Annotated in this window: 29 protein-coding genes, 1 tRNA gene and 1 pseudogene; 21 read left to right on the forward strand and 10 right to left on the reverse strand. The window is 65.2% G+C overall.

All coding sequences use genetic code 11. The features are described from left to right. Nucleotides 1-60 precede the first annotated feature (60 nt). From K3172_RS14280 to K3172_RS14310, 7 genes are all read left to right on the forward strand, one after another. Nucleotides 61-879 (forward strand): phasin family protein, encoded by an 819-nt coding sequence (locus tag K3172_RS14280; protein WP_221591278.1) that lies wholly within the window; start codon nucleotides 61-63, stop codon nucleotides 877-879. A 206-nt stretch (nucleotides 880-1,085) separates the two neighbouring features. Continuing rightward, nucleotides 1,086-1,448, forward strand: a complete 363-nt coding sequence (gene clpS / locus K3172_RS14285) for an ATP-dependent Clp protease adapter ClpS (protein ID WP_221591280.1) — start codon at nucleotides 1,086-1,088, stop codon at nucleotides 1,446-1,448. A 4-nt stretch (nucleotides 1,449-1,452) separates the two neighbouring features. Continuing rightward, a complete protein-coding gene (locus tag K3172_RS14290) occupies nucleotides 1,453-1,959 on the forward strand; it encodes a DUF427 domain-containing protein (protein ID WP_221591516.1) in 507 nt (168 codons plus the stop codon). Nucleotides 1,960-2,043: 84 nt separating this feature from the next. Further along, complete coding sequence (locus K3172_RS14295) at nucleotides 2,044-3,276, forward strand: LptF/LptG family permease (protein WP_247718251.1); 1,233 nt, start codon at nucleotides 2,044-2,046, stop codon at nucleotides 3,274-3,276. A 9-nt stretch (nucleotides 3,277-3,285) separates the two neighbouring features. Further along, nucleotides 3,286-4,383: an LPS export ABC transporter permease LptG gene (gene lptG, locus K3172_RS14300; protein ID WP_221591282.1), complete on the forward strand. Its 1,098-nt coding sequence runs from the start codon at nucleotides 3,286-3,288 to the stop codon at nucleotides 4,381-4,383. Then, entirely contained in the window at nucleotides 4,380-4,898 is a 519-nt protein-coding gene (locus K3172_RS14305; protein ID WP_221591283.1) for a GNAT family N-acetyltransferase, read from the forward strand. Before lptG ends, K3172_RS14305 begins: the two co-directional genes overlap by 4 nt. A 63-nt stretch (nucleotides 4,899-4,961) precedes the next feature. Next, on the forward strand, nucleotides 4,962-5,222 hold the full coding sequence (locus K3172_RS14310; protein ID WP_221591284.1) for a hypothetical protein: 261 nt from the start codon (nucleotides 4,962-4,964) through the stop codon (nucleotides 5,220-5,222). Nucleotides 5,223-5,321: 99 nt separating this feature from the next. Here K3172_RS14310 and K3172_RS14315 read toward each other — a convergent pair whose 3' ends face one another. Continuing rightward, on the reverse strand, nucleotides 5,322-6,416 hold the full coding sequence (locus K3172_RS14315; RefSeq protein ID WP_221591285.1) for a fatty acid desaturase family protein: 1,095 nt from the start codon (nucleotides 6,414-6,416) through the stop codon (nucleotides 5,322-5,324). A gap of 160 nt (nucleotides 6,417-6,576) precedes the next feature. Between K3172_RS14315 and K3172_RS14320 the strand changes: the two genes are divergently transcribed. Both K3172_RS14320 and K3172_RS14325 read left to right on the forward strand, forming a co-directional pair. Then, nucleotides 6,577-7,734 (forward strand): GNAT family N-acetyltransferase, encoded by a 1,158-nt coding sequence (locus K3172_RS14320; protein WP_221591286.1) that lies wholly within the window; start codon nucleotides 6,577-6,579, stop codon nucleotides 7,732-7,734. Nucleotides 7,735-7,851: 117 nt separating this feature from the next. After that, nucleotides 7,852-8,283, forward strand: a complete 432-nt coding sequence (locus K3172_RS14325) for a response regulator (RefSeq protein ID WP_221591287.1) — start codon at nucleotides 7,852-7,854, stop codon at nucleotides 8,281-8,283. 244 nt (nucleotides 8,284-8,527) lie between these two features. Here K3172_RS14325 and K3172_RS14330 read toward each other — a convergent pair whose 3' ends face one another. Next, the gene (locus K3172_RS14330; RefSeq protein WP_221591289.1) at nucleotides 8,528-9,232 is read right to left on the reverse strand and encodes a Crp/Fnr family transcriptional regulator; all 705 of its coding nucleotides are present in this window, start codon (nucleotides 9,230-9,232) and stop codon (nucleotides 8,528-8,530) included. A 185-nt stretch (nucleotides 9,233-9,417) separates the two neighbouring features. Here K3172_RS14330 and K3172_RS14335 point away from each other — a divergent pair, with 185 nt between their 5' ends. After that, on the forward strand, nucleotides 9,418-10,209 hold the full coding sequence (locus K3172_RS14335) for a response regulator (RefSeq protein WP_221591290.1): 792 nt from the start codon (nucleotides 9,418-9,420) through the stop codon (nucleotides 10,207-10,209). 84 nt (nucleotides 10,210-10,293) lie between these two features. Here the strand turns inward: K3172_RS14335 and K3172_RS14340 are convergent, their stop codons facing one another. Next, nucleotides 10,294-11,985 (reverse strand): CHASE domain-containing protein, encoded by a 1,692-nt coding sequence (locus tag K3172_RS14340; RefSeq protein WP_247718253.1) that lies wholly within the window; start codon nucleotides 11,983-11,985, stop codon nucleotides 10,294-10,296. Between the two features lie 180 nt (nucleotides 11,986-12,165). Here K3172_RS14340 and K3172_RS14345 point away from each other — a divergent pair, with 180 nt between their 5' ends. From K3172_RS14345 to K3172_RS14355, 3 genes are all read left to right on the forward strand, one after another. Further along, complete coding sequence (locus tag K3172_RS14345) at nucleotides 12,166-12,336, forward strand: NepR family anti-sigma factor (protein ID WP_221591520.1); 171 nt, start codon at nucleotides 12,166-12,168, stop codon at nucleotides 12,334-12,336. Further along, the gene (locus K3172_RS14350) at nucleotides 12,336-12,944 is read left to right on the forward strand and encodes a sigma-70 family RNA polymerase sigma factor (RefSeq protein ID WP_221591292.1); all 609 of its coding nucleotides are present in this window, start codon (nucleotides 12,336-12,338) and stop codon (nucleotides 12,942-12,944) included. Before K3172_RS14345 ends, K3172_RS14350 begins: the two co-directional genes overlap by 1 nt. A gap of 63 nt (nucleotides 12,945-13,007) precedes the next feature. Continuing rightward, nucleotides 13,008-14,183 (forward strand): AI-2E family transporter, encoded by a 1,176-nt coding sequence (locus K3172_RS14355; protein WP_221591293.1) that lies wholly within the window; start codon nucleotides 13,008-13,010, stop codon nucleotides 14,181-14,183. Nucleotides 14,184-14,246: 63 nt separating this feature from the next. On the opposite strand, the gene K3172_RS14360 is transcribed toward K3172_RS14355, so the two are convergent. Continuing rightward, on the reverse strand, nucleotides 14,247-14,858 hold the full coding sequence (locus K3172_RS14360) for a superoxide dismutase (RefSeq protein WP_221591294.1): 612 nt from the start codon (nucleotides 14,856-14,858) through the stop codon (nucleotides 14,247-14,249). A gap of 173 nt (nucleotides 14,859-15,031) precedes the next feature. Here K3172_RS14360 and glmM point away from each other — a divergent pair, with 173 nt between their 5' ends. From glmM to thiD, 3 genes are read left to right on the forward strand one after another with little or no spacing between them, the layout of a single operon-like run. Beyond that, complete coding sequence (gene glmM / locus K3172_RS14365) at nucleotides 15,032-16,369, forward strand: phosphoglucosamine mutase (protein ID WP_221591295.1); 1,338 nt, start codon at nucleotides 15,032-15,034, stop codon at nucleotides 16,367-16,369. Further along, complete coding sequence (locus tag K3172_RS14370; RefSeq protein ID WP_221591296.1) at nucleotides 16,369-16,593, forward strand: DUF1272 domain-containing protein; 225 nt, start codon at nucleotides 16,369-16,371, stop codon at nucleotides 16,591-16,593. Before glmM ends, K3172_RS14370 begins: the two co-directional genes overlap by 1 nt. Further along, the gene (thiD, locus tag K3172_RS14375; RefSeq protein ID WP_221591543.1) at nucleotides 16,590-17,387 is read left to right on the forward strand and encodes a bifunctional hydroxymethylpyrimidine kinase/phosphomethylpyrimidine kinase; all 798 of its coding nucleotides are present in this window, start codon (nucleotides 16,590-16,592) and stop codon (nucleotides 17,385-17,387) included. The genes K3172_RS14370 and thiD overlap by 4 nt, the downstream gene beginning before the upstream one ends. A gap of 7 nt (nucleotides 17,388-17,394) precedes the next feature. On the opposite strand, the gene K3172_RS14380 is transcribed toward thiD, so the two are convergent. Together K3172_RS14380 and K3172_RS14385 are read right to left on the reverse strand one after the other, a co-directional pair. Beyond that, the gene (locus K3172_RS14380; RefSeq protein WP_221591297.1) at nucleotides 17,395-18,282 is read right to left on the reverse strand and encodes an LOG family protein; all 888 of its coding nucleotides are present in this window, start codon (nucleotides 18,280-18,282) and stop codon (nucleotides 17,395-17,397) included. 54 nt (nucleotides 18,283-18,336) lie between these two features. Beyond that, nucleotides 18,337-18,412: transfer RNA gene (locus K3172_RS14385), tRNA-Trp, on the reverse strand. A gap of 85 nt (nucleotides 18,413-18,497) precedes the next feature. Here K3172_RS14385 and aat point away from each other — a divergent pair. Further along, a complete protein-coding gene (gene aat, locus K3172_RS14390; protein ID WP_221591298.1) occupies nucleotides 18,498-19,292 on the forward strand; it encodes a leucyl/phenylalanyl-tRNA--protein transferase in 795 nt (264 codons plus the stop codon). A gap of 35 nt (nucleotides 19,293-19,327) precedes the next feature. Here the strand turns inward: aat and K3172_RS15785 are convergent. From K3172_RS15785 to K3172_RS14410, 4 genes and pseudogenes are all read right to left on the reverse strand, one after another. Continuing rightward, nucleotides 19,328-19,729 (reverse strand): annotated as a pseudogene (locus K3172_RS15785) (DUF2155 domain-containing protein); the annotation flags it as partial. Nucleotides 19,730-19,731: 2 nt separating this feature from the next. After that, nucleotides 19,732-20,130 (reverse strand): NADH:ubiquinone oxidoreductase subunit NDUFA12, encoded by a 399-nt coding sequence (locus K3172_RS14400; RefSeq protein WP_221591299.1) that lies wholly within the window; start codon nucleotides 20,128-20,130, stop codon nucleotides 19,732-19,734. Between the two features lie 61 nt (nucleotides 20,131-20,191). Beyond that, complete coding sequence (locus K3172_RS14405; RefSeq protein WP_247718255.1) at nucleotides 20,192-20,707, reverse strand: DUF192 domain-containing protein; 516 nt, start codon at nucleotides 20,705-20,707, stop codon at nucleotides 20,192-20,194. Further along, nucleotides 20,677-21,258, reverse strand: coding sequence for a regulatory protein RecX (locus K3172_RS14410; RefSeq protein ID WP_221591300.1), 582 nt, complete (start codon nucleotides 21,256-21,258; stop codon nucleotides 20,677-20,679). Before K3172_RS14410 ends, K3172_RS14405 begins: the two co-directional genes overlap by 31 nt. A gap of 132 nt (nucleotides 21,259-21,390) precedes the next feature. Between K3172_RS14410 and K3172_RS14415 the strand changes: the two genes are divergently transcribed. The 4 genes from K3172_RS14415 (at nucleotide 21,391) to K3172_RS14430 (ending at nucleotide 25,566) form a co-directional block, all read left to right on the forward strand. Then, entirely contained in the window at nucleotides 21,391-23,145 is a 1,755-nt protein-coding gene (locus K3172_RS14415) for a fatty acyl-AMP ligase (RefSeq protein WP_221591302.1), read from the forward strand. Nucleotides 23,146-23,286: 141 nt separating this feature from the next. Further along, nucleotides 23,287-24,495, forward strand: coding sequence for a toxic anion resistance protein (locus K3172_RS14420; protein WP_221591303.1), 1,209 nt, complete (start codon nucleotides 23,287-23,289; stop codon nucleotides 24,493-24,495). A 4-nt stretch (nucleotides 24,496-24,499) separates the two neighbouring features. Continuing rightward, entirely contained in the window at nucleotides 24,500-25,255 is a 756-nt protein-coding gene (locus K3172_RS14425; RefSeq protein ID WP_221591305.1) for a hypothetical protein, read from the forward strand. Then, entirely contained in the window at nucleotides 25,255-25,566 is a 312-nt protein-coding gene (locus K3172_RS14430; RefSeq protein ID WP_221591306.1) for a polyhydroxyalkanoic acid system family protein, read from the forward strand. Before K3172_RS14425 ends, K3172_RS14430 begins: the two co-directional genes overlap by 1 nt. The last annotated feature ends 35 nt before the right edge of the window (nucleotides 25,567-25,601 follow it).

Consider the following 25,601-nt stretch of genomic DNA (forward strand, 5'->3'; position numbering starts at 1 on the left):
TTTCCTTGACTTCGCAGTTGCAATGCCTATTTTGTGCAGTGCAACAAAAGCGAGGTTCCCATGGCTGACAGCCAGAGCAAGATCGATGCCGCCGCCGAGAAGGCTTTCGCCGAGGCCGCGGAAAAGAAGACCGCCGATGCCGCCAAGGCGACGGTGAACGAGAAGGCCGTCGAAAAGGCTGTCGAAGCCGACAAGCCCGCACCGGCCAAGGCCGCCAAGGTGGCAGAAGCCGTCGCGGCCAAGCCCGCCAAGGCTGCGCCCAAGAAGAAGGCCGCCGCCAAGAAGGCGCCTGCCAAGAAGGCCATCGCGAAGAAGGCCCCGGCCAAGAAGCCGGTCGCTGCGAAGACCGCTCCCAAGAAGACTGCGGCCGCCCCGAAGAAGGCGACCACCGCAAAGATTTCCCCGATTTCCAAGCTGAAGGAAAATATCATGGCCACTGCCAAGACCGCAAAGACCACCGACTACACCGCCAAGGCCAAGGAACTGGCTGCCGACGCGCAGACCCGTGCCAAGGCTGCCTATGACAAGGGCACCGAACTGACCAAGGACGCCGTCGAATTCCAGAAGGGCAATTTCGAAGCCCTCGTCGAATCGGGCAAGATCCTCGCTTCGGGCATGCAGGACATGGGCCGCGCCTATGTCGCCGAAGCCAAGGGTGCCGTCGAAACCGTCCAGGCCGACGTCAAGAAGATGGCTGCCGTGAAGTCGCCGACCGAGCTGTTCCAGCTGCAGGGCGAACTCGCCCGTCGCAACTTCGACGCCATGGTTTCGACCACCTCGAAGAACACCGAAGCCATGCTCAAGCTCGCGAACGAAGCTTTCGCTCCGATCTCGACTCGCATGAGCCTGGCTGCCGAGAAGTTCTCGAAGGCCGCCTAAGCGAGGCACACGCGTTTCAATCCGCCGGGCTCTCTCCTCTCTCCCTTGCCCGGTGATTGGACAAACGGGGCCGGATGGCATTGCGCCATCCGGCCTTATTTTTCGTCTGCGACACGTCGCGCTTGAGCGCTTTCTTAACCCGCCTGCGGCTTTAGATGCCGTTCGCGCCTTGCGAATTGCTGATGCGTTACGATAATGGCCCTGCAATGATCGATCGCCTGACTTCCCTCCCCGCCCGCGCCGCCGAAGGCGATGATGGCGCCCGCGACGGTGAAGGCCAGGTCGGCATCGCCACCAAGACGCGGACCAAGCCGAAAAAGCCGAGCCAGTACAAGGTGCTGCTGCTGAACGACGATTACACGCCGATGGAATTCGTGGTGATCGTATTGAAGCGCTTTTTCCGCATGGACATGGAAGAGGCGACGCGGGTGATGCTCCACGTCCACCAGAAGGGTGTCGGAGTGTGCGGCATCTTCCCTTACGAAGTCGCGGAGACCAAGGTGAACCAGGTGATGGACTTCGCCCGGCAGAACCAGCACCCGCTCCAGTGCACGCTGGAAAAGGCCTAGGCCGATCGCCTTTCCCGGCCATCCGGAACCCGATCCGGTCGCGGATGGGCAGGAAAGCGTCTGGGACTATCCCCGCCCGGCCATTGCCGAGCCGACCCGTCGCCATATCCTGATCCGTCATGGTGACGTGACGCTGGTCGACACCCGCGCCGCGTGGCGCACGCTCGAGACGAGCCACCCGCCCACATACTACATCCCGCAATGCGACATCGCGATGGCCTGCCTGTCGCCCAATCCGCAGCGTTCCTTGTGCGAATGGAAGGGTCAGGCCCGCTATTGGGACGTCACGATCGCCGGGCAGACCCTGGCAGGCGTCGGCTGGTCCTATCCCGATCCCACGCCCGCTTTCGCCGGCGTCGCCGATCACATCGCCTTCTATGCCGCGCCCTTCGATCACGTGACCGTCGATGGCGAGCAGGTGACGCCCCAGCCGGGACAGTTCTACGGAGGCTGGATCACCTCGCGCGAGGCGGGGCCATTCAAGGGCGTTCCGGGCAGCCGGTTCTGGTGATTTCGCCGCAGCACGCCAAGGGGCATGACCTGCGCCGAATTTCGCGCTAGGGGCCGAAGCGAGAAGAGAGACCGGCGCAAACCCTTGTTCAATTTCCTCCCCGCCATCGACCGCTATATCTTCCGGCTCGTGATCGTGCCGATGATGGGCGTGTTCTTCGTCGCCGCGTCGCTGCTGACGCTGGAGAAGATGGGCCGGTTGTTCGAATTCGTCTCGGTCGAAGGCGGGCCAGTCGGCGTCGTTTTCCAGATGCTCGCGGCGCTGGTGCCCGAATATGCCAGCCTCGCGATCCCGCTGGGCCTGCTGCTCGGCATCCTCCTCGCCTTCCGCAAGCTCGCCACGACCAGCGAACTCGATGTGTTCCGCGCCGTCGGCATGAGCTACGGACGGCTGCTGCGCGTGCCGTACATCATCACCGCGCTGCTGATGGCGGTGAACGTGGCGCTGGTGTTCTACGTCCAGCCGATCAGCCGCTATTATTACGAGCAGCTCGAATACGAACTGCGGTCGGGCGCGCTGGGCGCGTCGATCAAGGTGGGCGAATTCACCCAGCTGGCCGACCGCATGGCGCTGCGCATCGAGCAGAGCGAAGACGAAGGGCGGCAGCTGCGCGGCATCTTCGCGCGCGTGGCGAACGACAAGGGCGAGGTGCTGTCGATCTCGGCCAGCGAGGGCGCGTTCCTCGCCACGAGCGACAGCCCCGATACCATCATCCTGCGGCTGACCGACGGCACTATCGTCCAGCAGAGCGGCGACAACACCCCGCGCGTCCTCACCTTCACCCGCCACGATTTGCCGATCGACCTGCCCGCAATCGAGGCGTTCCGTGACCGCGGCGATGCCGAGCGCGAATACATCCTGCCCGAACTGCTGCGCATCGGCTGGAGCGCGGACAGCCCCGACGCCAAGCGCGACGCCAGCCAGGCGAGCTTCAATTTCCGGCTGGTGGAGGTGGTGATGATGGCGCTGCTGCCGCTGCTCGCGGTGGCGCTGGGCATCCCGCCCAAGCGATCGACCAGCGCGCTCGGCGTGTTCCTGTCGATCATCATGGTCGTCGCCTATCACAAGGTGAACCAGTACGGGGAGGACATCGCCGCGCTCGGCCGGATCGATCCGATCCTCGCCCTGTGGGGCCCCTTCGTGCTGTTCGCGGCGCTGATCGTCTGGATGTACTGGCGGGTCGCCTATGTGCCCGGCGGGCAGGCGATCGGCGCGCTGGAGGTCTGGTTCGCCAAGCTCTCGAAGCGCGTGAGCAAGCTGTTCCGCAGGCGCCGCCGCCCGCTCGGCATCGACCTGTCGGCAGCGCCGGCGGAATAGGGACGACCCATGCAGCTCGATTTCTTCCCCTCGCGCACGCTGACGCTCTATCTCGCGAAGCTGTTCGTGGTGCGCATCCTGGCGATGCTTTTCATGCTGGTCCTCGTCCTGATGATGCTCGACCTGCTGTCGAACAGCGGCAAAATCCTCGCGGTCGAGGGCAACGGACAGGGCGAGCTCCTCACCTATGCGGGCCTGCGCATCCCCCAGCTGATCCAGAGCTTCCTGCCCTATTCGGTCCTCCTTGCGACCCTCATCACGCTGGTGGCGCTGAACCAGAACAGCGAGGTGATCGCGATGAAGGCGGCCGGCCTGTCCGCACACCAGGTGCTGGCGCCGCTGCTGCTGACGGCGGGCATGGTCTCGCTGATCAGCTTCGGCTTCAACGAGCGGATCACCACCCGCGCCACCGCCACGCTCAAGGCGTGGGAAGCGGTCGAATATGGCGCGGTGCCCGAAGAGACGGACATCCGCGCCAACGTGTACCTGAGCGACGGCACGAGCGTGCTGACCGCGGCCAACCTCTCCGGCTCGGGCGAGCGGATCGTCATGCGCGACGTCACCTGGTACGCCCGCAACCCCGACGGCACGATCGTCGAGCAGGTGGACGCGGCGCGTGCGACCTACGCCAATCCCGGCTGGCGGCTGGAGGATGTGACGCGCTTCAGCGTGCAGAACGCGGTGACCGACGAACCGAACGGCATGGTGGTGGGCCAGGGCCTCACACCGGCGCAGATCGACCTCGCCTGGGTCGATCCCGAAGCGCAGCCGTTCTGGGAGCTGTCGGGCTCGATTGCCGCTTATGAAGCGGCGGGGCGCCGCACGGCGGAATTGCGCGCCAAGTGGTGGCACAAGATATCCGGCCCGCTGTCGGCCTTCCTCATGCCGCTGCTGGGTGCGGTGGCCGCCTTCGGTCTCGCCCGTTCGGGCCAGCTGTTCCTGCGCGCCGTGATCGGCATGGCGCTGGGCTTCGCCTATTTCGTGGTCGACAATGCCGCGCTGGCGATGGGCAGCTTCGGGGGCTATCCCCCGTTCCTCGCCGCCTGGGCACCCTTCCTGCTGTTCGTGCTGATCGGTGAGACCGTGCTCGTCCGGACCGAGGAATGAGCGAGTGGCACATCCGCCTCGCCCGGCCCGGGGATGCGGAAGGCTTCCATGCGGTCGAGGAGGATGCGGCGAACCTGTTGCGCGATGAGCCTTCGCTCCAGGGTGTTTCCCTCCCGCCGTCGCAAAGCGCGGATGCGTATCGCAAGCTGATCCGCAGGGGCCACTGCCTTACCGCGCATGAAGCGGAGCGGGTGGTGGGGTTTGCTGCGGCAGCGCCGGTCGGGCGCGAGCTGCACCTGCACGAACTCAGCGTCGCACGATCGCACCAGCGGTGCGGGATCGGGGCGACGCTGCTCGAAGCGCTCGCCGTCGACGCCCGCAACTGCGGCCTGCGCGCGATCACGCTCAACACCTATCTCGATATTCCCTGGAACGCGCCCTTCTATGCGCGCCATGGCTACGTCGAACTGGAGGAGCTGGACAGCCGTCCGCACCTCGCCCAGTCGCTCGAAGCGGCGGTCGCGCGCGGCCTGCCGCGCGAGCGGCGCTGCGTGATGATCCGTTTTCTCGGGTGAAACGGGAACCGTCTGCCCTCTTCCGGCATTGATGCCACAATCTTGCCACAAAGGAGATACGGCATGAAGAAGTTCGCAATCCCGACGCTGGCCGCAGCCCTGGCGCTTGCCGCCTGCGCCGAAGCCAATGCACCTGCCGCCGACGACACGGCCGCAACCGACGGCACGGACACCACCGTGATCACGCCGACCGCTACCGAAACCGTCGTTGCCGAGCCGGTTCCGGTCGACGGCGAAGACGGTTCGAGGGTGACGATCGACGGTGCAGACGTCGACGCGACGATCAGCGAAGACGGCGTACAGGCCGACGTCAACGTCGACTGATACCGACGCGTTCTCCGGACAGTGCGTCCGGCGAAAAACGAAGGCCGCTCCCGATCACCGAGGGGAGCGGCCTTTTTCGTGGTCTTTCCGCGATTGGTCTCAGCCGCGCGGCGTCATCGTGCTGCGCGCGATCCGCCCGACCAGCGTGAGCATGCCTTTGTGGTTCGCCCCGTGATAGGTCGAAGCCCCGCCCAGCTCGCGCACGAGGCGGCGATGCGCCTCCGGCAGCGAATGATACGGCATCGACGGCATCAGGTGGTGCAGCGCGTGATAACGCAGCCCGACCGGCGCCCAGATCTCGGCAGCCAGACCCGGTGGCGGTACATTGACGCTGTCGAGGAATTGGGCCGTGACGGTCATCGCCTCGCCCTCGTTCTCCCACAGATGGGCCACCAGCGTCCGCAGCTGGTTGAGCAGCGCCGTCACCGACAGGATCGCCCCGGCTGTGAGCAGCGGCGCCCAGCCGAGCCAGAACACGCTGGATACGAGCACCCAGGCCCACACCATGCCCGCGATCTCCTGCCAGCGCACCCGCTTGCCGAAATCGGGATCCGGCGCGCGGCGGCGGAAATCGGGATTGATCGAGAGCGAGGAGGCTCGCTCCCACACGAACTTGCGCACCGGCGGGATGATCACCCCGAGGGGCACGAGCAGCGCGAAGCGGATGATCAGGCCCACCGGGGCCAGCAGCGCCACCAGCACGAAGACCGGCAGGCTCCACGGCTTCATCAGCGCGAGGGGCAAGTATTCGGGATCCTCGATGGTTCCGTACTGCGTGCGCTTGTGGTGCAGCGTGTGGACACCTTCATACATGAAGGAGGGGACCAGCAGCGGGATGCCGACCAGCAGGTTCCAGCCCAGCCGGAAGCCCGGCAGCGCATTTTTGTGGATGTGCGTCAGCTCGTGGATGAACATCAGCGCGCGGTAGAAGGCGAGCGAGCCCACGAGACCGAGGGCGAGCTTCGCCAACGTGCCGTCGACGAGGACCGCGCCGGCGATAGCGGCATAGCCAAGCAGGGCCGAACCGATCATGTCGGACCAGTAGATAGCCGCACGCGCCTCGGCGATGTCCTTGGTCAGGTCGCGCGCGGCGCGCAGCATGGCCTTGTCGTCGGGCATCTGCGCATGCCAGCCGGCGCCCGCATCGCGGCGCGCGACAAAGTCGTCAGAAGGCATGGTCTGGTGGGCGGTCATGTCTCGGTTTCCTTGGGGGTCCCCTATCGCAAAAGGGGCTTGGAATACAGCGGTCGCTTGCGATCATAGTGATCGGGGTAGCGGAAGGCCGCGGGTCATTCCTTGACAAAGATCATTCAGCACACAACGGGCTAACGCAGGCTGAACGAGAGGTGCGTTGGTGTCTGCGAGCGATATAGGGATCGAGCCGGTCAGCGGCAAGCAGGGGCGCGCGCGCTTCGTGGACCTCGGCCGCGCATTCGCCGCGCGCGAGCCGCATGCAGTGCCGCAATTGCGCTCCGAGCAGCTCGAGCTGGTCAACCCGGACAAGAACCCCTTCTTCGGCCATGCCAGTCACCAGCTGTTCGTCGCCACGCGCGGCGGGCGAGATGTCGGGCGCATTTCGGCGCATATCGATCGTCTCGCGCTCGAACTGCCGCCGGAGCAGGGCATGGGTCTGGGCACAGGCATGTTCGGCTATTTCGACGCAGAGGACGAGGGGGTCGCCAGGGCCTTGCTGGCGGCGGCGGAGCAATGGCTGCGCGAGCAGGGCATGACCCATGTGCTCGGCCCGATCTCGATGTCGATCTGGGAGGAGCCCGGCCTGCTCGTGAAGGGGCAGGACCATGCGCCGATGATCATGATGGGCCATCATCCGGCGCATTATGCCGCGTGGATCGAAGCCGCGGGCTACACGCTCGCGAAGACGCTCCTCACCTACGATCTCGAGGTGACGAAGGAATTTCCGCCGCTGATCCGCCGCATCGTCCAGTCGGGGGAGCGCAACGAGCGGATCCGCATCCGCTATGTCGACAAGTCCCGCTGGGATGCCGAAGTCCAGATCGTGCTGGGCATCCTCAACGATGCCTGGTCGAAGAACTGGGGGTTCGTACCCTTCACGCCGGACGAGATCGCCTATGCCGGCAAGAAACTGAAGCCGATCATCCGCGAAAACCTCAACATGATCGCGGAACTCGACGGCCGGCCCGTCGCCTTCATGCTCACCTTCCCCGACGTGAACGGCGTGCTCAAGCGGATCGACGGCAAGCTGCTGCCGTTCGGCTGGGTGCGCATGCTGCGCTGGCTGAGAAGACCCGCGAACGTCGACATGCGCGTGCCGCTGATGGGCGTGCTCAAGGAACTCCACAATTCGCGGCTAGCCAGCCAGCTCGCCTTCATGATGATCGAGCATATCCGTCGCAACGCGGTGGCGGAATACGGCACCCGGCGCGCCGAGATCGGCTGGGTACTGGACGACAACCAGGGAATGATGGCGATTGCCGATGCGATCGGCAGCGCGGTGAACCGTGAATACGCGATCTATCGCAAACCGCTGTAATCGCGCACTGTTGCCTGCGGGCCACGGCGGGAGAATTGTCGGCACCGGCCGGAACGCTGATGGCCCAGCGGCTTTTGATCTTTAGCGACGCCATTCCGGCGTTTCCCGAACCGCACCATGTCCAAGCCCGAAGCCGAACCTGCCACACAGCCCCTTCCCCGCCGCGTCCTCGTGGTGGAGGACGATGCCGTGCTCGGCCTCTCGATCGAGCAGGCGCTGGAAGATGCCGGGGTCGAAACGGTGCAGATCAGCACCTCGACCGACCAGGCCCTGGCCGCTCTACGCAGCCTGCAGCCCGAAGCGATCGTGCTCGACGTCCACCTCGCGGACCGCGACGACGGCTGGGCGATCGCCGAACTCGTCAGGACGCTCGGCCCCGATACGCCGCGCATCGTCTTCTCGACCGGCATGCCGCAGGACATACCCGAAGAAATCGCCGAACTCGGCTGCATCCTGACCAAGCCCTACGATACCGAAACGCTGGTCGACCTGCTGCGCGAACCCAAGCGCCGCGGCATCATCTCGCGCCTACGCGGCCGTCTCCGCTAACCCCTTCCACCCCGCATTCCCGCCTTCGTTCTCGCGCAAGTGCGCCGCGCGCCGGCGAGCAATGGACAACAAGAAAAAAGGCCTCCAACGGGGTTTCCGTTGGAGGCCTTTCGGGATCGTATCACCAGCCGCTTGGACGGGAGGGGGGTCTCGGCGGTGACATAGACTAAATGGTTGTCCTGAAAAGCGGTTCCCCGCCTATGCAATTTTTTTTGCGCTTTTTCGCCTTCCCCGAAAAACCGTTTTAAATGAATGGCCTAAGCGACGTTCCCTGACCGGAAAACTGCGCCACTTCGCAGGCTGCATCCATGTCGGGCACACAGATTTCGCGCGATTTCCAGACCACCAGGCCTTCACGCTCAAGCTGCCGCATCGTGCGATTGGTGTGGACGAGGGATAGGCCGAGCATATCCGCCACCTGGCTCTGCTTGATCGACAGGTGGAGCACGTTGTCCCGCGCCGCGATTCCCGTCGCCAGCGCCCGATCAAGCAGCCAGACCGCGAGATAGGCCACCCGTTCGCGGGCGCTGCGCTGGCCGAGGGCGACGATATGCTCTTCGAGCGCAGTCTCCTCCTTCGCGGCGAGCCAGGTCATGTCGTAGCCGAGGCGCGGATGGGTTGCGATCAGCTCGACGAAATCATGGCGCTTGAACCGGCACAGCCGCGCTTCGGTGAGCGCTTCAACCGAATGGCTCGCAGGCTCGTCGAACGCGCCCTGCAATCCGGCGAGGTCCCCGGGAAACATGAAGCTGACGATCTGCCGCCGACCGTCGTCGAGCGTGCGATAGCGGATCAGCACCCCTTCGATCACCGTGTAGAGACGGTGGCTCTGCTCGCCCTGATCGATGAGCACATCGCCGCTCTCGAGCGCGGTTTCGCCATCCTTGAAGCCTTCCATATAGGCCAGCTGGCGCGGCTCGAGCGGGCGCAGGCCCGGGCAGGCGGTCAAGGGGCATTCGCGGCATGGATAGGGGGCGGACACGTCATGCACGGCTTGAATCTCCCGTCGTTGCGCCCGCTAGCTCTGCCAGCCCTTCGCCGGTCTTGTCGACCGCAATCTGCACGAGGCCCAAGATTCAGGAACCAACGAGCAAACAAGGCGTTCCATGCGCGCACACAACCTGAAGGGGTCTTATGTCGCTTGGTGATAACATTGCCCGCAATCTACCGTATCTTCGCCGCTATGCCCGCGCGCTAACCGGCTCGCAGGCGACGGGCGATGCCTTCGTCCGGGCCACGCTGGAGGCCGCATTGGCCGACGAAGCTCTGAAACAGTCGCTCGAAGGTGGCCGCGTGCCGCTGTACCGGGCATTCAACAAGGTCTGGTCCAGCGCCTATATGGACATTTCCGAACCGGTCGGCGCGGACGGTCACGAAGGCGCGGCACAGGATCGGCTCAAGTCGATCACTCCGCTCAACCGCCAGGCCCTGTTGCTGACCACGCTCGAGGATTTCTCGATCGAACAGGCCGCCGAAATCATGGAAATGCCCGCTGCGGACATTGAAAAGCTGGTCCAGGAAGCGGTCAGCGAGATCGATCGCGAGTCCTCGACCAGCGTCCTCATCATCGAGGATGAGCCGCTCATTTCGATGCAGCTCGAAGACCTTGTCACCTCGCTCGGCCATGAAGTGTGCGGGACCGCCGCCACCCGGACGCAGGCGCAGGAAGTGGTTGCCGAACAGACGCCCGGTCTCGTGCTCGCCGATATCCAGCTGGCCGACGGCTCTTCGGGCCTCGATGCGGTCGACGATATCCTCGCGATCAGCAGCGTGCCCGTGATCTTCATCACCGCCTATCCCGAGCGCCTGCTCACCGGTGACCGGCCGGAGCCGACCTACCTCGTGACCAAGCCCTTCCAGGAGCAGACGGTCCGCGCGGCGATCAGCCAGGCGCTGTTCTTCGGTTCGAGCCGCCCGCTGGGCTGAACTGCGCTACACTAAAGGAATGGAAGGGGCTCGCCGGAAACGGCGGGCCCTTTTTCTATGCGCTGCTCGCTTGGGGTACTGAACCTAGTGCCCGCGCGCTCCACCCGGTCCCTGGCGCAATACGAACTCGCTCGGCTCGCGTACCGGAACCAGCAGGGTGCAACGTACGCCCTTCTCGTCGAACACCAGCTCGACCGGATGGCGCAGCTCGTGCGCGACGATCTTCTCGATGAGCTCGGTGCCGAAACCGCGCCGCTTGGGCTTGCTGACCGCCGGGCCGCCGCTCTCGGTCCATTCGACCTTTACCAGCGTTTTGTTGACCGGGCTCCAGCGCACCGAGACCTTGCCGCCCGCAACGCTTAGCGAACCGTATTTGGCAGCGTTCGTCGCCAGCTCATGCAAGGCGAGCCCGAAACTGAGTGCATCGTTGGGCGCCAGCTCCACATCGGGACCGTCGAGCACAAGATCGTGCTGCTCGTCGTCAGCGTAGGGAGCCAGTTCGACTTCGGCCACAGAGCGGATCGGCGTCGTGCCCCAGTCGGACTGGGTGAGCAAATCATGGGTTGCCGACAGCGCCCGGATGCGCCCGTCGATGCCCTCGGCGAACTCGTCGAGATCCGTCGCGCGCCTGCGGGTCAGCGAAACGATCGACAGGACGTTCGCCAGCGTGTTCTTCACCCGGTGGTTGAGCTCGCGCGTCAGCGAATCGCGGATCGAGTTCTGCTGCGCGAACCAGGCGAGCGATCGCCCGTCCTCCAGCGCCTGCTGCGTCAGCAGCCGCGCGATCAGCATCAGCAGGCTGGCGACCGCGAGCCCGAACAGCAGCGTGATCATCGACATGGTCGACAGGGCTTCCTCGCGGCCAGATGACACTGCCAGCAGCATGTCGCGGTTGGCCAATCTCAGATGACGCTCGACGATCTTCGTGCCGTTCAACCAGCCGGGAAGTTCGGCGAGGAGGTCGCGCCGCCCATCTTCGATATCATAAAGGCGTGCCGAGACACCGTCGTAGCTGATGAGTTCGGCCGCAGACGACAGGAATTGCGCGGCATTGAACGGACTGTAGATGAATCCCTTAAGGGCGCGGCCGGGCCCCTCGCTTTCGAAGACCGGCATGTAGATGAGGAAGCCGGGTTTCCCTGCGCCCCCTTCCTGCACCAACACGATCTTCCCGCTGGCAGTCGGCAAGCCATCGCGTTCGGCCTTGTCCATCGCCGCCCGGCGTACCGGCTCGGAATACATATCGAATCCCAGAGCCCGGCGATTGCGCAGTGTATCGGGCTGGAGGTACACGATCGGGACGAGAATGCCGCGCGGACGCTCGTCGAGCGTCGGCCGGATCGTCAGGCGCGACACACGGCCCTCGGACAGCCTGTCCTCCATGGCCGGCACCTCGCCGAGGTTGATGACCGGCGCCCAGCCGATGCCCTCGGCGCCGCGATAGTCCGAGTCGAGCCGCAGCTCGCTGACGAACCGGCGGAACAAGTCCGGGGAGATCTCGTCCTGCGTGGTCAGCAAGGCCGAACCGGCGCGAAGGTAAGATGAGCTGGTGAACGCGCGGCGCTCGATCGCGGATGCCATCGCCTGCGCCCTGCGGTTGATTTCTGCTGCCTCGCGCTCGTCCTCGCCCCGCTCGATCGCGAAAACGCTCGTGATGGTGATCGCCATGACGAGGAAGAAGATCAGCACGGGGATCGCGCGCGGGTAGTCGGCCAGCCAGCGCCGGCGCTTTCCCTTGCGTTCAAGATCTTCGGCTACCAGCGCCCGGCCCCTCAAGGTCTGTTCTCCTGTGCCCCATACTATGAAGCGGAGCGGCTTTGGTTCCGCGCGTACGTGCGAGCTCGGGAACCTGCGCGGGATTGGCGCGTTGCGCATCCACACACATGTAACTCGTCGCACCGGATCGGCATCGGGACCACCGGTCCGTGCGATATTCGAGGGTAATTCTTGATCGACATGACAGCTACAAGGCCAGGCAAACCGGACAGGGACGGCGAAGCGGCGAAGAAGGAACAGGCCAAGCCCGAATGGGCTTCGGGCCTGCGCCAGCTCTACGATTCCGTCGTGGACGAACCGCTTCCGGACGCCTTCAAGGACCTTCTCTCCAAACTGGATGCGAAGGACTGATGGGAGGCGAACAGCGAACGGCCTCCGAACAGGCCGACTTCAAGCGCGAACTCACCGAGGTGGTGCCGCATCTGCGCGCCTTTGCGCGCGGCCTGTGCGGCCGCGCCGACATGGCTGACGATCTGGTGCAGGAAGCGCTGCTCAAGGCCTGGGCCGCGCAGGAGCGCTTCCAGCCGGGCACCAGCATGCGCGCCTGGACCTTCGTGATCCTGCGCAACGCCTATCTCACCGACATGCGTCGCAATCGCTTCCGCGGCGAATATGACGAGACCGTGGCGGAGCGGATCCTGACGGCACCCGCCGGGCAGGAAGAACCGATCCACCTGTCCGACATGCACCGGGCACTGCTCACGCTGCCGCCCGAACGGCGCGAGGCTCTGCTGCTGGTGGGCGCGGGCGGCTTTTCCTACGAGGAAGCGGCGACGATCTGCGATTGCGCCGTGGGAACCATTAAGAGCCGCGTGGGCCGCGCCCGCGCCGCGCTCACGGCCATGCTCGAGGATGGGTCGATTCCCAAGCGCTCGATCAACGACGATGCCGCGCACCGCGCCATCCTCGAAGAACTCGACGAAGTGGCGGCCGGCAACGGCATCGCCGCGCGGAGCTGAAGCACGAAGTCCGAGGCGCTCACCCGCTTGTCACAATTCGCCGCGCGCGGCAGATAGGTCGTAATGGACACGCCAGAGCCTCCTGCCACGCTCGACCATGTCGACGATAACCTGCCGCGTTCGCGCAGGCTGGCCTTCGCCGAGCAGGAACTGCGCCTCATTTCCTCGCTGGTGCTGCTGATCGGGCTGGGCCTGTTCTTCGCCCTGCCCTTCGTCCTGTCGATCGGCTCGGTCGTGTTCCTGCCGGTGGTCACCGCGCTGGTGCTGACCGTCATCCTCTCGCCGCTGGCCGACAAACTCAACGGCTGGGGCCTACCCAATGCACTCGCCTCGCTGGTCGCGTTGCTGGTTTTCTTCGCGATCCTGCTCCTCGCCCTCGCGTTGATCCTCCAGCCGGCGGTCGCGCTGTTCGACGACGTGCCGGCGATGGTCAATCAGGTGATGGAGCGCTTCGGCGAGGTGCAGCGCCAGTTCGCCTGGGTGGCCCAGATCAACGAGCAACTCGCCTCGTTGATGAGCCGCGGGGGTGGCCGCGAAGTCGTGCTGGCGAGCCCGAGCCTGCTGGAGGAACTGGCCTTCGCCACCCCCAGCTTCGTGCTAGAAACCGTGCTGACACTGCTGATGGCCTATTTCCTGATCGAGGCCCGCGTGCGCATGCGCCAGCACCTGCTGTTCGGGCGCACCAGTTTCGGCACCAGCATCAAGGCCGCGCGCGTACTGCGCGAAGTGCAGGAACGGGTCGCCTCCTACATCCTCACTGTGGGCTGGATCAACGCGTTGGTGGGTGTGGTCGTCGCGCTTGGCGCATGGGCGCTGGGCGTCGATGCGCCGATTATGTGGGGCGGCCTTGCCGCGCTGCTGAACTTCCTTCCGTATATCGGCCCGATCGTGATGATCACCCTGCTCGGCCTGTTCGGCATTGGCACGGCCGACACGATTTTCCTCGGGATGATTCCGGCGCTCGCCTATCTCGCGCTGCACACGATAGAGGCGAACGTGATCACCCCGTCGATCCTCGGGGCGCGCTTCACGATGAACCCGGTCATGATCCTGATCGCCCTGTCCTATTTCTCGTGGGTGTGGGGCGTATTCGGTGCGCTGCTGTCGGTCCCCATCCTGCTCATGCTGACTGCGCTGTTCGACCATGTCGGACGGCCGAACCTGGTCGGCTTCATCTTCGGCGAGCCGCTGTTCGGCACCGAAGTCCTCGCCATCGAGAACGAAGAACCGGCCGACTGAGCGACCACGAAAAAGGCCCGCCGCACCGGAGCGTGACGGGCCGTTTCATGGCTTGGCAAAGCCTCAGGCCGGATAGGCCCAGGTGCTGCCGCGGGCCAGGTTCTCGCTGGCGAAAGCCCAATTGAGCTTGCCGTTCACCGCGTCCAGATAGGCCGGGCGGGCGTTCTGGTGGTCGAGGTAGTAGGCGTGTTCCCAAAGGTCGATCACGAGTAGCGGGTTGAACTCGCCCTGGTCGGCCAGCGTGTCGCCGTCATGGGTTTCCTTGATCGTCAGCTTGCCGTCCTTCACGGCCAGCCAGACCCAGCCACTGGCGAAATGGCCTGCGCCGCGTTCGGCCAGCTTGGCTTTGAGATCGTCGACCGAACCGAAGGCGCTGTCGATCATGCTCTTGAGCTCGTCCGAGGCGCTGGTTTCCTTTTCCGCCATCGAATGCCAGTAGAACCCGTGGTTCCAGCTCTGCGCCGCATTGTTGAACAGGCCCTGGTTCGAACCGCGCGCCGCAGCGATGACCTCTTCGAGCGTCTTGTCGGCGTGGTCGGTGCCCTCGATCGCGGCATTGGTCTTGTCGATATACGCCTTGTGGTGCTTGCCGTGGTGGAACGACAGCGTCTTCGCCGAAACGGCGGGCTCAAGCGCGGTATCGGGATACGGAAGATCGATCAGGTCGAATGCCATGGGGGTCCCCTATGTCTGGCTTTGGAATCTCTAGGTTCGCTTGTTGCAACGCGTGGCGCTGCGATGGGTTGCACCTAGTCGATAATTCGCGCGCGAAAAGGGGTGGACGGGGTTTCTTTCGCGAGCCATGCCCCAGACCGGAACGCCAATCAGGCAGGAGCGACGAGAGCGACATGGGACGAAAGTTCTTCGGTACCGACGGAATTCGCGGACGCACCAACCAGGGTGTGATGACCGCGGCCACGGCCATGCGGGTCGGACAGGCAGCCGGCACCTATTTCGTGCGCGGCGGGCATCGGCACCGCGTCGTCATCGGCAAGGACACGCGCCTGTCGGGCTACATGATGGAAAGCGCGCTAGTGGCCGGCTTCACCAGCGTGGGCATGGACGTGATCATGACCGGCCCACTGCCGACGCCGGCCATCGCCCTGCTCACGCGCGAGATGCGCGCCGATCTCGGCGTCATGATCTCCGCCAGCCACAACCCGTTCGAGGACAACGGCATCAAATTGTTCGGCCCCGACGGTTTCAAGCTGTCGGACGAGGCCGAAGCATCGATCGAGCTCCTGCTCGAGCAAGAGCCGCTGCTGGTCGAGGCGTCACGCATCGGCCGCGCGCGGCGGATCGACGATGCGCGCGGCCGCTATATCCACGCGATCAAGCAATCGGTGGCGAACGACATCCGCTTCGACGGGCTGAAGATCGTGGTCGATTGCGCCAATGGCGCGGCCTATCAGGTGGCCCCTTCGGCGATCTGGGAACTCGGTGCCGAAGTCGTCGCCATGGGCGTCACGCCCAACGGCACCAATATCAACGACGGCGTGGGGTCCACCGCGCTCGACGCCATCAAGGCGCGCGTGGTGGAGGAAGGCGCGGACATCGGCATAGCGCTCGACGGCGATGCCGACCGCCTGATCGTGATCGACGAGAAGGGCCAGGCGGTCGACGGCGACCAGATCATGGCGCTCATTGCAACCCGCCTGCAGGCGCGCGGCGACCTGAAAGGCGGCGGCGTGGTGGCGACGGTCATGTCGAACCTCGGGCTCGAACGGTATCTTCAGGGCATCGGCCTGACGCTCGAGCGCGCCAAGGTGGGCGACCGCTACGTGCTCGAGCGGATGAAGGAAGGCGGCTTCAACGTCGGCGGCGAACAGTCGGGGCACATGATCCTGCTCGACCATGCCACCACCGGCGACGGTTCGGTCGCGGCGCTGCGCGTACTCGCCAGCCTCGTGCGCTCGGGCAAGCCGGCGAGCGAGCTGCTGCATGTCTTCGATCCGGTGCCGCAGCTGCTCAAGAACGTGCGCTATTCGGGCGGTGCCCCGCTCGAGAATGCGACCGTGAAGCACGTCATCGCCGACGCCGAGAAGGAACTCGAGGGCAAGGGCCGTCTCGTGATCCGCCCCTCGGGCACCGAGCCGGTGATCCGGGTCATGGCAGAGGGCGACGATGCCGCGCAGGTGGAAGCCGTGGTCGATCGGATCTGCGATGCTGTGAGGGACGCCGCCTGATGCTCGAAATGCGCCCCGATTGCGAACGTTGCGGCACGGACCTCCCCGCCGAAGCGCCCGGCGCCTTCATCTGCAGCTTCGAATGCACCTTCTGCGCCGAATGCGCCGATGCGCTCGACGACATCTGCCCCAACTGCGGCGGCGAACTGATGGACCGGCCGACGCGCGCCAAGGCGCTGCACGAGAAATACCCGCCCTCGACGACGCGAAAGCACACGGCGTGAGTGCACCGCCGCGCATCCTTTCGATCGCCGGATCCGATTCCTCGGGCGGCGCAGGCATCCAGGCCGATATCAAGACGATCACGATGCTCGGCGGTTACGCCATGACCGCGATCACCGCGGTGACTGCACAGAATACTCGCGGCGTACAGGGCGTGGAAGTGATGGACCCGGACCTGGTGCTCGACCAGGTCGCCAGCTGCCTCGACGATATCGGCGCCGATGCGGTCAAGATCGGCATGCTCGGCTCGCCCGAGATCGCGATGTTGCTGGCCGAACGGCTCGACAGCTTCGCGGGGCCGATCGTGTTCGATCCGGTCATGGTCGCGACCAGCGGTGCCGGGCTCGCCAGCGAGGCGACCATCGCCGCCTTCGGCGCGCTGATGGATATCGCGACGATCGTCACGCCCAACCTGCCCGAGCTTGCGGCGTTGACCGGTCGCGAGACGCTGGCCGAGGAAGATATCTACGATGTCGCGGGCGAACTCGCCGCGAAGCACGACACCATCATCCTTGCCAAAGGCGGGCATGGGGAAGGCGGCGAAGTCATCGACCGTATCGTTTCCGCCTCGGGCAAGATCGGCAGCTTCGGTCACGCGCGCATCGACACGCGCCACACGCACGGCACCGGCTGCACGTTGTCGGCGGCGCTGGCGACGCTGCTCGGGCATGGCCAGCCGCTCACCCATGCGGTGCGGCTTGCCCGCGCCTTTATCTATGCCGCGATCGAGAACGCGCCCGGTTTCGGCGAAGGACATGGCCCGCTCGGCCACCAGGCCGTGCGCAGCGGCAGCTAGGCCGCCCTCAGCAACCCAGCTCGTAGAATTCGCACAGGTAGTTCCAGGCGTCCTCCGCCGTTTCGCACCAGTGGAACAGCTCGAGATCCTTCTTGGAGATCGTGCCTTCCTCGGCAATCGCCTCGAAGTTTACCACGCGCGTCCAGAACTCCTTGCCGAACAGCAGGATCGGGATCGGCTTCATCTTGCCGGTCTGGATCAGCGTCAGCAGTTCGAAAAACTCGTCGAAAGTACCGAATCCGCCCGGGAACACGGCGACTGCCTTGGCCCGCAGCAGGAAGTGCATCTTGCGCAGCGCGAAATAGTGGAAGTTGAGCGCGAGGTAGGGCGTTACGTAGCGGTTGGGCGCCTGCTCGTGCGGCAGGATGATGTTGAGCCCGATGCTTTCCGCACCGGCATCGCTCGCCCCCTTGTTGGCCGCTTCCATGATCGACGGGCCGCCGCCCGAGCAGACGACGAACTGGCGCTTGCCGTTCTCGATGACCGACTTTTCGCTTGCCAGCTTGGCCAGCTTGTAGGCCTCGGTGTAATACTTGCTCTTGGCGACGAGGCTCTCGACCACCTTGCGCTCGTCATCCGGCAGGTCCTTCGCGCCTTCCAACGCGGTTTCGGCGGCTTCGGGCGGGGGAATGCGGGCAGACCCGTACATGACCAGTGTCGAGCCTACGCCGGCTTCTTCCAGCAACATCTCCGGCTTCAGCAGCTCGAGCTGGAAGCGCACCGGGCGCAATTCCTCGCGCAGCAGGAAGTCTTGGTCCTGGAACGCCAGGCGATAGGCGGGGTGGGCCGTCTGCGGGGTTTCCGTCTTGTGGCTTTTTTCGAACTCGGCCTCGGTTTCGGCCGGGTAGAACTTGCGGTCGGCAAGTTCGGCTTTACGCTTTTCTTCTTCTGTCATGGCCCGCGCGATAGGCCGCGCGTGCGCAGGCCACAAGTCATTGAAGAAGGGAAATGGCAGGGGTGACAGGATTCGAACCCGTGGCCCTCGGTTTTGGAGACCGATGCTCTACCAGCTGAGCTACACCCCTGCAGCGAGGGCGCGCTCTAGTATGGGCGCGCGCGCTTGGCAAGGCGCATATCGCATGGCTGCGCGAACTGGTATGGGCGGTTTCGATGCACGCCCCCGCCGCCAATGTGATTCCCGTCGACCTGCTGCTGCGGGCCTATCGCGCGGGTGTGTTCCCGATGGCGGACCATCGCAGCGATCCAGAAGTCTACTGGGTCGAGCCGCGCGAGCGGGCGGTGATTCCGCTCGACGGCTTCCGGGTTTCGACCAGCCTCAGGAAGACCTTGCGGCAGGACCGCTTCACCGTCACCTGCGACCGCGATTTCGCGGGCGTCATCGCCGCCTGTGCCCAGCCGCGCGAGGAACATGCGGAGAGCTGGATAAGCCACCGGATCGAAGCCAGCTACAATGCGCTCCACCACGCCGGCCATGCACACTCGATCGAATGCTGGCTGGACGGCGAACTGGCCGGCGGGCTCTATGGCGTGGCCTTCGACCGGGTGTTCTGCGGCGAAAGCATGTTCAGCCGGGCGACCGATGCCAGCAAGGTGGCGCTCGCCTGGCTGGTCGCGGCCATGCGCGATGCGGGGTACCGGCTGCTCGACTGCCAGTTCATGACCGACCACCTGGCCACGATGGGCGCGATGGCGCTACCCCAGGCGGGCTATCTCGAGCTGTTGTCGGGCGCGATGGGACAGCCGCGCTGTTCGATACCCGCCGCGATGGCGCGCTACTCGGCGGCTTCTTCCGCGGCCGCGGGAGCTTCGGCGGCAGGCGCTGGTGCAGCCGCCGCAGGAGAAGGCGCAGCGGCGGGAGCGGGTTCGCCCCGGTCTTCGCCCCGGGCAGAGCCGCCCTCTTCGCCCGGGAAGCTCATCGCGCAGTCCTTGACCCAGACGTCGTAGATCGGGTGTTCGACCACGTTCAAGCTCGGCGAATTCTTGAACAGCCAGCCCGAGAAGATCCGTCGGAACTGGTCCGCATTGCCACGCTCGCGCACCAGCACCTGCACGAAGGCGCCGGTTTCCTTGGGCATTTCCCACGGCGCGGTTTGTTCGCAGGCCTGCAGCCGCACGATCACGTCGCCGATCCGACGCTGCTCGCCGGGCTTCAGTTCGAGCTCCTGGCTCACATTGTTGCGCTTGTTGAGCAGGCCGATGGTCGCCACCCGCTCCGCCATCGGCGTGCCGACACCGGCCTCCTCGGCAGGCTGCTCCGGCATTTCGACCTGTTGCAGGTCTTCCGGAATTTCGGTTTCCACCGCGTCCGGCGTTTCCGGGACCTCGCCCTGACATCCTGCCAGGAGCGCCACACCGGACAGGAGCGCCAGCGCCCGCCGCATGGTCACGCGTCCGGCGACCAGGCTTCGTAGTCGCCCGTCGCGCGGGCACGCTTGCCGCCCCGCTCCAGCGCGCCGGCGGGGCGGTATGCAGCCGCCGTGCCGGTGGCATTGGGGGTGTAGTCGACTTCCCAGATGCGCGGCGGCGGCAGATGGCTTTCGGGTACGTCGTCGCCTGCTCCGTGGAGCCAGCCGTGCCATTCGGCGGGCACACGGCTCGAATCGTTCGCGCCTTCGTAGATCACCCAGCGACGCTCGCGCTGGCCTTCGCCGCGCTTCTTCGAGCGGTAGTACTTGTTTCCCTGCGCGTCGGTGCCGACATGCTCGCCATTGCGCGAGGACCACAGGAGGGTGCCGATCGTGGCGCCGTCCCACCAGGTGAAAATCTTGCCGAGGATGCTCATGCGGGGGCCGTTAGCGGATTCGCGCGCGCGGTGGAAGCATTCGCTTGCGGGAAAACGCCCCTCACCATTCGACCTTGTCGCCGGGCTCGATACCCAGTTCCGCCGCGAGGCCGCCGCGCAATTCGAGCACGCCCAGCACCGGCCCGACCGAATAGACCGGTTCGAGCGAATAGGGCTCCGCCATGGCTCCGATATTGCTGATCCGGCCGTCCGGCCCGACGTAGATGATATCGAGTGGCAGCGGGGTGTTCTTCATCCAGAAGCTCTGCGCTGTCGTGCCATCGTAGGGAAAGATCATCCCTTCCCCGTCGGGGAGTTCGGTGCGGAACATCAGGCCCTTGCGCTGCGCTTCTGGCGTGTCGGCAACCTCGACGCGGAACCTGTGCGTGCCACCCCGCCCGGTCACGGTCAGCGGAATGACCTTGAGGCCGGAGACCGGGTGAACGGTCGTCTCGGTCGCTTCGGCGGCGGGACTTGCCTCTGCCGCGGGTTGCGGGGAACAGGCGACCAGCAGCGCGCCCGCGCACAGGCCAAGCCCGCGCCGCATCATTCCCCGTTCTGTGATTCCGCGACCCATGTTTCGAGCTCCTCGACCGTGGCGGCTTCCAGCACCCGCCGGGCCGCGTCGAAGTCATGGCCTGCGCGCAGCATCGCGGCAAGCCGCTTTTCCCTCAGCTTGCGAGCGGCCTCGGCATCGCGTGGCAACGGTGCGCCATACGGCCCGAAGCTCCGCCGGCGTGCCAGCGCGACGGCCGCCTCGCGCCGTTCCGATTCGCCGGGCGCCAGCGTTCCGCGCAGGTCCTCGCCGATGGCGGCGGCCCGCAGCGCCTCCTCGACCCGCCTTGCGCCATAGCCGCGTGAGAGCAAACCCTGCGCCTTGGCCCGCCCGTAAACCTCGTCGTCGACGTAATTCTTTTCCACAAAGCGCGCGACCAGATCCGCGACCGGCGCTTCGTCCTCGCCGTCCCAGCCGCGCTCGCGCAATTTGCGCCGCAAATAGGCTTCCAGCTTGCCCGCGCTGGTGGCGAAACGCGCGACATAAGCGAGCGCCAGCTCCTCCAGCCGCCCCTTGTCGAGCGGCCTAGGCGTGCGCTTTCTGCGCCGGGACGTTGCGTCATCGTGAGCCATCGGCCATATTCCTGCCACAGTCCTTATCGATTGGGAAAGACTGTGCGGACGCTCACACGCAGATGGGCGTCGTTTGGGATTCATGAGGGTGGCCTGACAGCCCACCCTATCCACGGGTATCGCTACATAATTATGACCGACGCCGCATTGACGCCGACGCCGAACGATTGCGACCTCCCCCGTCGCTTTTCGGACTTCGCGACCTTCACCGAGGCGGTGGACTACGCCGCCCGCAGCGCCAAAGGCCTGAATTTCCACGACATGCGCGGGACGCTGGTGCGCGCCTACACCTACGCCCAGATGCGCGAGGATGCGCTGAAGGTCGCCCGCCAGCTGACCGCTGCCGGGATTGCGAAGAACGACCGCGTGGCCTTGATCGCAGAAACCTGCGCCGAATTCGCCGCGCTGTTCTGTGGCTGCGTCTACGCCGGCGTGTGGCCGGTCCCGCTTCCGCTGCCCACCGGATTCGGCGGCAAGGAAGGCTATATCGACCAGCTCGCCGTGCAGCTGGAGAGCAGCGATCCGAAAATGCTGATTTATCCGGGCGAGATCGGGGAGATGGGCGCCGCCGCTGCCGCACGTCAGGGCTGCGAGGGCCAGAGCTGGGAAGATTTCGCCCTGCGTCCCGATCCCGAATGCGACCTGCCCGAAGCGCAGGCGGACGATATCTGCTATCTCCAGTATTCTTCCGGCTCGACGCGTTTCCCGACCGGCGTCGCCGTCACGCATGAAGCCCTGCTGCACAATTTGCGCGGCCATTCGCTGTCGATGAAGTTCCGCGAGAACGACCGCGTGGTCAGCTGGCTGCCGTGGTATCACGACATGGGCCTCGTCGGCTGCTTCCTCTCGGTGATCGCGAACCAGGCCTCGATCGACTACATCAAGACCGAACATTTTGCCCGGCGTCCGCTCGCCTGGCTCGACCTCATCAGCCGCAACAAGGGCACGACGCTCAGCTATTCGCCGACCTTCGGCTACGACATCTGCGCGCGCCGCATTTCCAGCCAGAGCCATGTCGGCGACCGCTTCGACCTGTCACGCTGGCGCATCGCGGGCAATGGCGCGGACATGATCCGGCCCGACGTCATGCAGGGCTTCGTGAACGCCTTCGCCGAAGCCGGTTTCAAGGCGAACTCCTTCACGCCGAGCTACGGCCTCGCCGAAGCGACGCTGGCGGTCACGGTAATGCCGCCGGGCGAAGGCATCCGCGTCGAGCTGGTCGAGGAAGAGCGCCTGTCGGGCCGCCCCCGCGATCTCAGCAAGCCCGCGCGCTACCGCGCGATCGTCAACTGCGGCAAGCCGATCCCGGGCATGGAAGTCGAGATCCGCGACGAGAAGGGCATTGCCAAGGGCGATCACCAGATCGGCAAGGTGTGGTGCCGCGGCAAGAGCGTGATGCACTCCTACTTCCGCAACGAGGAAGCGACCAGCGACTGCCTCGTCGCCAAGGAAAACGGGGACGTCTGGCTCGACACGGGCGACATGGGCTACATGGCCGATGGATACCTGTTCATCGTCGGCCGGGCGAAGGACATGATCATCATCAACGGCAAGAATTTGTGGCCGCAGGACATCGAATGGGCCGTGGAACAGCTGCCCGGCTTCAACCATGGCGACATCGCCGCCTTCTCGATCGACACGCCCGACGGCGAGGAAGCGCCCGCCGTGCTGGTCCACTGCCGCGTGTCCGACCCCGAAGAGCGGATCAAGCTGCGCGACCAGATCGCGGACAAGGTGCGCGGGGTGACCGGCATGAGCTGCGTCGTGGAACTCGTACCGCCGCGCACCTTGCCCCGCACCAGCTCGGGCAAGCTCAGCCGCGCCAAGGCCAAGCGCCTCTACCTGTCGGGCGAGATCGAGCCGATCAACCTGCTCGAAGCGGCCTGATTTCGATCGCTTTTCGGCCGAAAAGGCTTGCCCAATTCCGAAAGGCGCGCAGAAATGCGAAGCTGCCTTGAAGATCGTGTCTTACGATCCTAATACAGGTGGTAGATAACCAGCGCCTGCCATTGGGAGACCCGCGCGATCATGAGCGACAGCAAGACGCAGACTGCGACCGCAACCGAATTCGACCTGACGCCGCCCGACCCGGTGCCCGCCGTGGCTCCTGAAAAGGCCGTGGGTCTCGTGCCCGTGTCGGACGAAGTGAAGAGCAAGCTCGAAACCAAGGTCGACGGCTTCGTCGCCGACCTTATCGCTTCGGACGCCAATTCGCCCGAATTCGGCAAGAAGGTCGACCAGCTGACCAATATGGGCCGCAAGGAAATCATGGCGGCGGCCGGCATGTCCAACCGTTTCCTCGACCGCCCCGTGCGCGCGATGGACAAGGACGAAGGCGTCGGCGCCAACCTAGCCGAGCTGCGCCGCGTGGTGGAGGACCTCGACCCGGGCAAGCGCGGCAAGTTGTCGGGCACGCGCAAGATCCTCGGCATCATCCCCTTCGGGAACAAGCTGACCAATTATTTCCGCAGCTACCAGAGCGCGCAGACACATATCCAGTCGATCCTAGGCAACCTCGCCAGCGGCAAGGACGAGCTGATCATGGACAATGCCGCGATCGACGTCGAACGGCAGAAGCTGTGGGAGGCGATGGGTAATCTCGAGCAGATGATTCACATCTCCAACACGCTCGACCGCAAGCTGGAGGAGAAGGCCGCCGAGCTCGACGCGACCGATCCGGCCAAGGCGAAGGCCGTGCGCGAGACCGCGCTGTTCTATGTCCGCCAGCGCACGCAGGACTTGCTGACCCAGATGGCGGTGAGCGTGCAGGGCTATCTCGCGCTCGACCTCGTGAAGAAGAACAATGTCGAGCTGGTGAAGGGCGTAGACCGAGCCAGCACCACCACCGTCGGCGCGCTGCGCACGGCGGTGACCGTGGCCGAGGCGATGACCAACCAGCGGCTGGTCCTGGGCCAGATCACCGCGCTCAACGAGACGACCGCGGGCATCATCGATTCCACCAGCACCATGCTGCGCGACCAGACCGGCAAGATCCACGAGCAGGCCGCCGCCAGCACGATCCCGCTGGAAACGCTGCAACGGGCCTTCCAGAACATCTACGACACGATGGACGAGGTGGACGCCTTCAAGCTGCGCGCGCTCGACAGCATGAAGCAGACCGTCACCCTGCTTTCGAGCGAGGTCGAGAAGTCCAAGGGATACATCGCCCGCGCCGAAGGGCAGGCGCAGGCGCAGAAGCAGGTCAGCGAAAGCAGCCTGCTGAGCATCGAAGGCTAAACCCATGGGCGACCTGACCCGCGACAGTGACCGGATCATGCGCGAGGCACGCGTGATCCGCGACGACAACCGCTTGGGCGGGCGTCACCGTCGCGAACCGTCGATCGGGGCGGGGTCGGCGAAGATCAGGTCGAAGCACCTGACGAAGAAGCTGGTGCAACTGGCAATCGGGCTGGTCGGCATCTGGGTGGCGGCGGGCATTGCCGGGGCCATCCTCAACGGGATCGGGTTCTGGGGCGTGATGATCGCGTTCCTGATGATGGCGCTGCTGTTCGGCGGGGTCCTGACGCAGAAGGTCAAGGTCCCCAAGCGCGCCGACATCAACAAGGGCAATGTCCAGCAGATGGTCGGCCGAACCGAGCTCTGGCTCGAGGCCCAGCGGCCCGCCCTGCCCCCGCCTGCGGCGAAGATCGTCAGCGACATGGGCGTGCAACTCGATGCGCTCGGGCTGCAACTCGAGGGCGTCGACCAGAACCATCCGAAGGCCCGTGAAGTCCGCAGCCTGGTGGGCGAGCAATTGCCCGGCATGATCGACAGCTACCGCAAAATCCCTCCTCATCTGCGGACCGAGAAGCGCGCGGGCGCCACGCCCGACGAGCAGTTGACCGACAGCCTCGCCAAGATCAGCGGCGAGATCGATTCGATCACCCGGCAACTGGCCGAAGGCTCGCTCGACGACCTGGCGATCAAGCATCGTTACCTAGACTACAAGTTCGGCGAAGGCGCCGAAACCAGCCCCCAACTGGAGCACAAAAGCTGATGCGCGTCCCCATTGCCCACGACCTGCCCAAGGAAGAAGTCCGGCGCCGCCTGCGCTCGCGTAGTCACGAGATCGCGAACTTCGTACCAGGTGGCATGGCCGACGTGACGACCGGCTGGCCGGACGAGGATCACATGACCCTCTCGGTCAAAGCCATGGGCCAGGGCATCGACGGGCAGGTGATCGTCGAGGAAGGCCAGGTCGTGTTCGAGGTAAACCTGCCGCCGGCGCTGTCCTTCGTCGAACCGATGATTTCGAAGGCGATCCGGTCCGAAGGCCAGAAGATGCTTACCGATCGCAGCGGCGGCTGACCCCGCAAGCCGATTTATCGATTGAAGCGAGATAC

It is taken from the genome of Qipengyuania proteolytica (genome assembly GCF_019711565.1).
Classification (GTDB): domain Bacteria; phylum Pseudomonadota; class Alphaproteobacteria; order Sphingomonadales; family Sphingomonadaceae; genus Qipengyuania; species Qipengyuania proteolytica.